The sequence below is a fragment of the Sphaerotilus sp. genome (assembly GCF_041083715.1).
Classification (GTDB): domain Bacteria; phylum Pseudomonadota; class Gammaproteobacteria; order Burkholderiales; family Burkholderiaceae_C; genus Sphaerotilus.
On the sequence record NZ_JBFPGY010000235.1, the window covers coordinates 1 to 8,407 of the forward strand.

The following is an 8,407-nucleotide window of genomic DNA, read 5'->3' on the forward strand; positions in this document are numbered from 1 at the left end:
CCTGCCGGCCGCATCCGGTCGTGCTGCCCGAGGTGGCGATCAACGTGTTCTGGCACGCCAAGGTGCACCGCTCGCCGGTCCACCAGTGGCTGCGCGGGCTGGTCTTCGACCTGTTCGGCGAAGACCAGCCCGCTGAACTGGCGCCGCCAGCGTAACGGCGGCCCGGCGTGTGCGGTGCAGCATCACGCCGGGTGATGCACCACATTCGCGCAAGGCCATTGGCGCCGACACTGAGACGCAGGACCATCCGCCTTCACTTCCGCCCGGACATGACAGCTGCCAACACCATGAACCACCTGCCGAGCCTGTCCCTGCTGCAGTCGCGCACCGACCGCATCGCGCTGGCGCGCCAGCGGTTCTTCGAGGGCGGGCAGGCGCCCACCGGCGTGGTCAGCGAAGCGGTATTCGAGTCCTGGGCACGCTGTCTGCGTCTGCACGGCAATCCGCATGAACGCGCCACGTTCCAGCCGGTCACGGCCAGCCGGACCCAGCTGGCCCTCATGAAGAACCGGCCGCTGCACCAGGCGTGGATAGACGAGGTGCCCCGGCTGGAGGCCAGTCTCAGCACTTCCAACTGCACCGCGATGCTGACCGACGCCACGGGGGTGCTCATCGGCTCGACCTGCGTGGGGCGCTCGCACGAGGAACTGATGCCGGTGGCCACTCGGATCGGTGTCAACCTCTCCGAAGACGCCGTCGGCACCACCGCGCCGGGCGTGGTCGTCCGCACCGGCAAACCCGTCTGCGTGCAGGGCGGCGAGCATTTCTTCGACAGCGTGAAGGAGATGCACTGCGCTGCGGCGCCGATCCGCGACATCCACGGCCGCGTCGCCGGGGTGCTCGACCTGTCCAGCGAGCGGATTCCGTTTGCGTTCGATGCGGCGGCGGTGGCGGGCCTGTTCGCGGGGTCCATCGAGAACCGGCTGCTCGTGGCGCAATCTACCGAACACCTGGTGGTCCGGTTCCAGATCGCCCATGACCTGCTCGATTCCACGCTGGTCGGCCTGATCGGGGTCGGCGTGGACGGGCGCATTGCATGGGAGAACGGGGTCGCCCGCAGTCTGCTCGGCGGCCGGACCTTGTCGGCTGCACAGGCTGAACGTTCGCCAGCCCTGTTGCTCGGCCTGCCCTGGACGCAACTGGCCGCACTGCCTGTCGCCGGTGCGGCACCGCTGGCCTTGCCCAACGGACTGCAGGTGTGGGCCCGCGCCGAGATGCGTGCACCTGACGGTCGCCGTGGCTTGGTGGCAGGGACGAGCCTGCCCGTGGCGGAGCCCGATCCGCCGGCCGCCGCCATCGCCACCACCGAGCTGGCAGTCGAAGCGCTATCACTGGCCGCTGACGCGCCCGCCAACAAGCGCCTGCGCGAGTCGGATCTCGACCTCATCCGGACCACGCTCCAGGCGTGCGGCGGCAATGTGTCGGACGCAGCAAAACAGCTCGGCGTCTCCCGGGGCCTCATCTATCGGCGCTTGCGCGCAGTCCGCGACAGGGACTGACTGCCGCGCGGCCTTGTTCTCAAACGGAACATCCGCAACCTCCGCGTTTTCCCGAGGTTCTGGCCACACCCCCTGCGCCCCTACCGTTCGTCACCGCGTTGCACAGCCGCCCGCGCTGCACGCTTTCAGACAGACGAATGGAGGGCCCTATCTGATCCCGGCTGATCGGACAGTGGCCAGCCCACGATTCGACGAGCAAAGACGTCGATGACGAAGGCCACGTATAGCCAGCCCTGCCAAGTCGACACATACGTGAAGTCGAAGACCCACAGCTGGTTCGGACGCTCGGCCTTGAACTGTCGATTAACCTTGTCCAGTGGGCATGGCGCTTTGCTGCCGCTGATCGTCATGCGCACCACCTTGCCACGCATCACGCCGCGCAACCCCTGCCGGCGCCTCAATCTCTCGACCGTGCAGCGCGCAACAGCAGTACCTTCGCGTTCGAGTTGCCGCCAGACCTTGTCGGCCCCGTAGACCTGCATATTGGCCCGCCAGACGCGCTCAATCTGCGGCACCAAGTTGTCGTCGCGTTGCGCCCTCGCGCAGCGCCTGTGCGGCTCTCGGCCAAGTGCTGCGTGGTGCGGTGCCCATGCGCACAGCGCGCTCGCGAACCTCAGGTGAGACATGGTTTGTCGTGCATGTTTCGGCTCCGGGAGCCGTGTGTTCTGGGCACTTGGTGCCAGGCGCAGGGAAACACATGTTTCCCGATATCCACCACCCGGCCGTCTGCACCAGATGGCGGCTGGTGACACGACTGCTTGTTCTACCCCTACAAGGCAGTCTTTGGTTCGGTCCCGAATCAGATCGCGCTCGAACAGACCCAGCGCACCGATGACCTCGATCAGGTGAGGCAGGGATCGCCCCAATCGATGTGGTTGACACGTTTGTATGATGATCGTAATATTATATGGACATGCCAACCAACGCCAGCCGCAAAGAACTGACCCACGATCGCATCTTGGATGCCGCCTCACGTGCCATCCGTCGTGCCGGGTACGATGGTGTCGGTCTTGCCACCATCATGAAAGAGGCGGGCCTGACGCATGGCGGCTTCTATGCCCACTTCGCCTCCCGCGATGCCCTGCTGGCCGAGGCCACGCAACGTGCTGGTCGCGACACCGGGGCGGTGCTCGTCGAGCGGTTACGCCAGGCGCAGGCCCAAGGGTTGAGTCCGTTCTCCGCGCTGGTACACACCTACCTGGCGGATGCGCAACTCGAAAACACCGAATGCGGTTGCGTGGTCGCCGCGTTGGCCTCCGAAATCCCGCGCCAGGCCGAAGAGGTCGCCAGCGCCGCCCGCGCCCGCGTGCTGGGCATGGTCGAACTCGTGCGCCGCACCCTGCCTGCCAACGTCGACCCGGCGCAGGCCCAGGTGGTCGCCGCCACCCTGGTCGGCGCGCTGCAACTGGCGCGCACGCTCCAGGGCAAGGCAGGCAAGGCGTGGTTGGCGAATGTGCGGGGCAGCCTGATCCAGCAGTACGACGCCTGACGCGCCGGTAAAAGCCGCCGTCGCGCTTTTGCGTGTCGGCAAATATGACGACCATCATTTAAAGGGCATCATGAAACTCGACAACGCCACCCTCCTCATCACCGGCGCCAATCGCGGCATCGGACTTGCGTTTGCCAAGGCAGCCCTGGCGCGCGGAGCGCGCAAGGTCTACGCTGGTGCGCGGGACCCGAAGAGCGTCACGCTGCCCGGCGTCACACCGCTTCGGCTTGACGTGAACTCGCCTGCCGATGTCGCCGCTGCCGCCGAAGCGGCCGGCGACGTGACCCTGGTCATCAACAACGCCGGTATCGCGCAGTTCGGCGGGCTTCTCGCGGCGGATGCCGAGGACCGCCTGCGCCAGCAGTTGGAGACCAACGTCTTTGGCGTGCTGCGTGTCAGCCGCGCCTTCGCGCCGGTGCTGGCCGCCAACGGCGGCGGTGCGCTGCTCAACGTGGCTTCGGTTGCCAGCTGGATCTCCAGCCCGGCGCTGGCTGGCTATGCGTTGACGAAGTCGGCCACCTGGAGCCTCAGCAATGGCCTGCGCAACGAGTTGCGGGGCCAGAACACCCAGGTACTGACGCTGCACATGGCCTTCGTCGACACCGACATGACCCAGGGCATCACGATGCCGAAATCGACACCGGAGCAGATCGTCGCGAGGGCGTTCGACGCGCTCGAAGCCGGTGCCGACGAGGTGCTGGCAGACGAGATGACGCAGCAGGTCAAGCTCGGCCTGTCGGCGCAGCCTGGCGTGTACCTGCAGGCGCGAGATTGAGATGACCGCCGCCGATACCCCTGCTCGTCACGTCACCAACAGCGCGTCTCCGTGGCCGGTGTTCTGGGTCGCCAGCATCGCCGCCTTCCTGGTGTCGCTCGACACGACGATGTTGTTCGCCGCCTTCGATCCCCTGCGACGCGCCTTCGCCGGCGCATCGACAGCCGACCTGTCGTGGGTGCTGAATGCCTACACGGTGGTGTATGCCACGATGCTGATTCCCGCCGGCGGCCTCGCCGACACGCATGGGCGCAAGCGGGTCTTCCTGATCGGCGTGGCGCTGTTCCTGGCGGCCTCGGCGGCCTGTGGACTGGCGGGCAGCGTGGGCTGGCTGGTTGCGGCCCGGGCGCTGCAGGCTGTCGGAGCGGCGCTGCTGACGCCGGCATCGCTGGCGATCGTGCTGGCGGCGTTCCCACAGACCAGGCGCGCGGTGGCCGTGAGCTTGTGGGGCGCCGTGGGGGGCTTGGCTGCTGCGGTAGGCCCGAGCGCGGGCAGCTTGGTGATCGACCAATTCGGCTGGCCTTGGGCGTTCTACATCAATATCCCACTGGGTGGCCTGGCCCTGTGGCGCGGTGCGTCGCTGCTGACGGAATCAGCGAAGTCCACTGAGCGCCGGCGGCTGGACGGCGTCGGCATGGCGCTGCTGATGCTGGCGGTGGGTGCCGTGACCCTGGCCATCGTCGAGTCCGATGCATCGACCTGGAGTCGCACGGAACTCGCGGTCCTGGGCGGCACCGGCTTGCTCGCCGCCAGCGCCTTCGTGGCTTGGGCGCGCAGGGCCAAGGCGCCGCTGGTGGACCTGGCGCTGTTCCACAACCGCACCTACCGCTACGTCAATGTCGCGACGCTGGCCTTCGGCACGGCGTTCTCGATGATGTTCCTGACCTTCTTCTTCTTCATGATGAACATCTGGCACTTCAGCCTGCCACAGGCCGGGCTGGCGGTGACACCGGGGCCTCTGCTGGTGATGCCGACGGCCATCATCACCGGCCGCCTGGCGACACGGTTGGGGCATCGCCGCTTCCTGGTGGGCGGTTCGCTGCTGTATGCCTGCAGCAGCTTGTGGTTCCTGCTCGTGCCGGGGACCGAGCCGCGCTATCTGTTGCACTGGCTTCCCGGGCTGATGATGAGCGGCATCTCGGTCGGCCTGGTGCTGCCATCGCTGTCCGCCGCAGCGGTGAGCCGCCTGCCGGCGGCGCACTATGCCGTCGGCAGCGCGGTCAACCAGGCCACGCGCCAGATCGGCTCGGTGCTGGGCGTGGCACTCACGGTGGCGCTGCTGGGCCATGCCGCACTGCAACGCGCCGACTTCAATGCGCTGTACCTCCTGCACGGCGCGTTGGCGCTGCTCACAGGCTTGCTCTGCTTGCCGGTGGACACCAAGCCACGGACGGTGCAGCCGTGACCCGCTCAATGCCCCATCAATCCGTAGCAGCCCATTCGGGTCCGCCACAACCAGGAAAACCATGAAAGCGCTCACCTTCAAACGCTACGGCAAGTCGCCGGAGATCGGCTTCGCCGACCTTCCCCGTCCCACGCCAGGAGCGGACGAACTGCTGGTTCAGGTCCACGCGGCCAGTGTCAATCCGATCGACAACATGATCCCCACCGGGATCTTCAAAGCGGTCGTGAAATTCCAGTTGCCGGCCACGTTGGGCAGTGATCTGGCCGGCATCGTGACCGAGGTCGGCAGCGGCGTGACCCGGTTCAAGGTGGGCGATGAGGTCTTTGCCAACATCTTCGACCAGGGCACCGGTTCCATCGCCGAATTTGCGGTGGTGCCCGAGAGCGCTGCTGCACTGAAGCCCGCCAATCTCGACTTTGTGCAGGCAGCATCGATCCCGATGGTCGGGCTGACCTCCTGGCAAGCGCTGAAAGGGCGCATCAATCTCCAGCCGGGTCAAAAGGTCTTCATCCCCGCAGGCTCCGGCGGCATCGGGACCTTCGCCATCCAGTTGGCCAAGCTATTGGGTGCCAGGGTGGGAACGACCACCAGCACCGGCAATGTCGAACTGGTGCGCGGACTGGGCGCCGATGAGGTGGTCGATTACACCAAGCAGGCGTTCGAGACCTGGCTGCGCGATTACGACGCGGTCCTGGGGACCGTCAGGGGTGACTCGATCGAGAAGTCCATCGGCATCCTCAAGGCGCGGGGCAAGATCGTCTCGCTGGTCGGGCCGCTGGACGTTGCGTTCGCACGCGCTCGCCGACTCCACTTCGTCCTCACGTTCGTGTTCGCGTTGATGAGTCGCAAGGTCATGCGCCTCGCAACGAAGCACGACGTTGACTACTCGTTCCTCTTTGCCCGCCCCGACGGTGATCAACTCGCCCAGATCGGCAAGCTCCTCGAGACGCAGCGCATCCGGCCAGTGATCGACAAGGTGTTCCCGTTCGATCAGGCGAAGAAGGCATTGGACTATCTTGCCCAGGGTCGCTCGAAAGGCAAGGTTGTCGTGCAGATGCGATAGGCCCTATCAGTACGCTGGAAGGCAGTATGACCTTGCCCCCAGAAACCGTCACCCATGCTGAGTGATGCGATGTCAGCAAGGAGAACGGAAATGACGAAACCGAAGGCTGCGTCGAGGGCGCGCTACACGTTGGAGTTCAAGCAGGAGGCGGTGCGCCTGGTCGAGGCCGGCCAGAGCATCGCGGCAGCGGCCAGGACGCTGGGCGTGGTCGATCAGACCCTGTTCAACTGGGTCAAGGCCAGTCGGCAGGGCAAGCTCGCGGGCACGGACAGCAAGCCCGTGAGCGCCGAGCAGATGGAGATTGCCCGACTGCGTGCCGAGCTGGCACGGGTGACGATGGAGCGCGACATCCTGGGAAAAGCGACGGCTCACACGAAGCCAAGGCTGCGAAGTGAAGTACGCCTTCATCCAGCGCCACCGGCGCGTGTGGCCGATCTCGGTGCAGTGCCGGGTGCTGCAGGTCAGCGTGGCCGGGTACCACGAGCACTTCGTGCGCCACGCCAGCAACGCCCAGCGCCGCCACCTCAGCGACGACGCGCTGCAAGCTCATGCAGCAGCATGGCATCCGCGCCAAGGGCAAGCGGCGCTTCAAGGTCACCACCGACAGCCGACACGACCGGCCCATCGCATCGAACCTGCTCAACCGAGCGTTCACGGTGGCCGAGCCTGACAGGGTCTGGGTGGGCGACATCACGTACATCGCCACCGACGAGGGCTGGCTGTTCCTGGCCGTGGTGATCGACCTGTTCAGCCGCCAGGTGGTGGGCTGGAGTCTGCGCCAGGACATGACGCGCGAGTTGGTCATCGACGCGCTGCGCATGGCCTGGTTCAAGCGCCATCCGGCCAAGGACACTGGCCTGATCTTCCACAGCGACCGCGGCAGTCAGTACGCCAGTGGAGCGGCTGCACGGGCAACGCTTCAAGAGCAGGCGTCAGGCCAAGGATGAAGTCGTGGCCTGGATGCTCTGGTACAACCGAACCCGACTGCACTCGACGCTGGCCTACGTCAGCCCTATGCAGTTCGAAGAAAACTGGCTTGCCGGCCAAGCTCGGCAAGCCAGCGCGTAGTCTGGCTATGGGATACGGAATACAGGGGCAAGGTCAGTCTTGCGACAGCAGCGGATCATCCTGCCAGGCGTGGAGGTCATCGAGCGCCTCTGTGCCGAGGCAATCACCCGGGCCAACCGGCAGATCTACGCGAGCCGGACCGATCCGCTGACGGCCCTTCACCGGCAGCGCCTGGACGATCTGCTCAAACGCCAGGAGGGCACCTCGCTGAGCCGACTGGCCTGGTTGCGCCAGTCTCCGCTGCGGCCGAACTCGCGCCGCATGCTCGAACACATCGAACGGCTCAAGGCCTGGAAGGCACTCGATCTGCCCACTGGACTCGACAGACTGGTTCACCAGAACCGCCTGCTCAAGATCGCTCGGGAGGGCGCGCAGATGACACCGGCGAACCTGAACAAGTTCGAACCTCAGCGACGCTACGCCACGCTGGTGGCCCTGAGCATCGAAGGGATGGCCACCGTCACGGACGAGGTCATCGACCTGCACGACCGCATCCTGGGCAAGCTGTTCAGCATCGCCCGGCTCAAGCATCAGCAGCAGTTCCAGGAGGCCGGCAAGGCGATCAATGACAAGGTCCGCCTGTACGGCCGCGTCGGTCAGGCCTTGCTCGACGCCAAGGCGTGCCGCAGCGATGCCTTGGCCGCGATCGAGGCCGTCATGTCCTGGGACGATTTCACCGCCAGCGTCGCCGAAGCGCAGCAGCTCGCCCGACCGGGCGACTTCGACTACCTGCACCTCATCGGCGAGGGCTACACCGCGGTGCGCCGCTACGCCCCAGCCTTCCTGGAGGCGCTGGCCTTGCGGGCAGCGCCGGCCGGCCAGGGTGTACTCGACGCGGTCGAGGTGCTGCGCCACATGAACGCCACCAGCAGCCGCAAGCTGCCGGCCGACACGCCGACCGGGTTTGTCAAGAAGCGCTGGGCGAGGCTGGTCCAGACCGAGACCGGCCTCGACCGGCGTCAATACGAACTGTGTGTGTTGTCGGAGCTGAAGAACGCCCTGCGCTCGGGCGATGTCTGGGTACAGGGCTCGCGCCAGTTCAAGGACTTCGACACCTACCTGGTGCCGGCCGCGACGTTCTCGATCCTGAAGCAGACCGATGCGTTGC

General features: G+C 66.2%; 5 protein-coding genes and 3 pseudogenes. 7 read left to right on the plus strand and 1 reads right to left on the minus strand.

Features of this window, described 5'->3' with window-relative positions; all coding sequences use genetic code 11:
- Positions 1 to 269 precede the first annotated feature (269 nt).
- On the plus strand, positions 270 to 1,499 hold the full coding sequence (locus tag AB3X43_RS10315; RefSeq protein ID WP_369429760.1) for a helix-turn-helix domain-containing protein: 1,230 nt from the start codon (positions 270 to 272) through the stop codon (positions 1,497 to 1,499).
- 140 nt (positions 1,500 to 1,639) lie between these two features.
- On the opposite strand, the pseudogene AB3X43_RS10320 reads toward AB3X43_RS10315, so the two are convergent.
- Positions 1,640 to 2,077, minus strand: a pseudogene (locus AB3X43_RS10320) (IS3 family transposase); the annotation flags it as partial.
- Between the two features lie 329 nt (positions 2,078 to 2,406).
- Here AB3X43_RS10320 and AB3X43_RS10325 point away from each other — a divergent pair.
- From AB3X43_RS10325 to AB3X43_RS10350, 6 genes and pseudogenes are all read left to right on the plus strand, one after another.
- The gene (locus AB3X43_RS10325) at positions 2,407 to 2,988 is read left to right on the plus strand and encodes a TetR/AcrR family transcriptional regulator (RefSeq protein WP_369429761.1); all 582 of its coding nucleotides are present in this window, start codon (positions 2,407 to 2,409) and stop codon (positions 2,986 to 2,988) included.
- A gap of 70 nt (positions 2,989 to 3,058) precedes the next feature.
- Positions 3,059 to 3,763 carry an SDR family oxidoreductase gene (locus AB3X43_RS10330; protein ID WP_369429762.1) on the plus strand — a complete coding sequence of 235 codons (705 nt, stop codon included), beginning with the start codon at positions 3,059 to 3,061 and terminating at the stop codon, positions 3,761 to 3,763.
- Position 3,764: 1 nt separating this feature from the next.
- Positions 3,765 to 5,168 carry an MFS transporter gene (locus AB3X43_RS10335; RefSeq protein WP_369429763.1) on the plus strand — a complete coding sequence of 468 codons (1,404 nt, stop codon included), beginning with the start codon at positions 3,765 to 3,767 and terminating at the stop codon, positions 5,166 to 5,168.
- 61 nt (positions 5,169 to 5,229) lie between these two features.
- On the plus strand, positions 5,230 to 6,231 hold the full coding sequence (locus AB3X43_RS10340) for an NADP-dependent oxidoreductase (RefSeq protein WP_369429764.1): 1,002 nt from the start codon (positions 5,230 to 5,232) through the stop codon (positions 6,229 to 6,231).
- A gap of 90 nt (positions 6,232 to 6,321) precedes the next feature.
- Positions 6,322 to 7,299 (plus strand): annotated as a pseudogene (locus AB3X43_RS10345) (DDE-type integrase/transposase/recombinase).
- Between the two features lie 39 nt (positions 7,300 to 7,338).
- Positions 7,339 to 8,407, plus strand: a pseudogene (locus AB3X43_RS10350) (Tn3 family transposase); the annotation flags it as partial.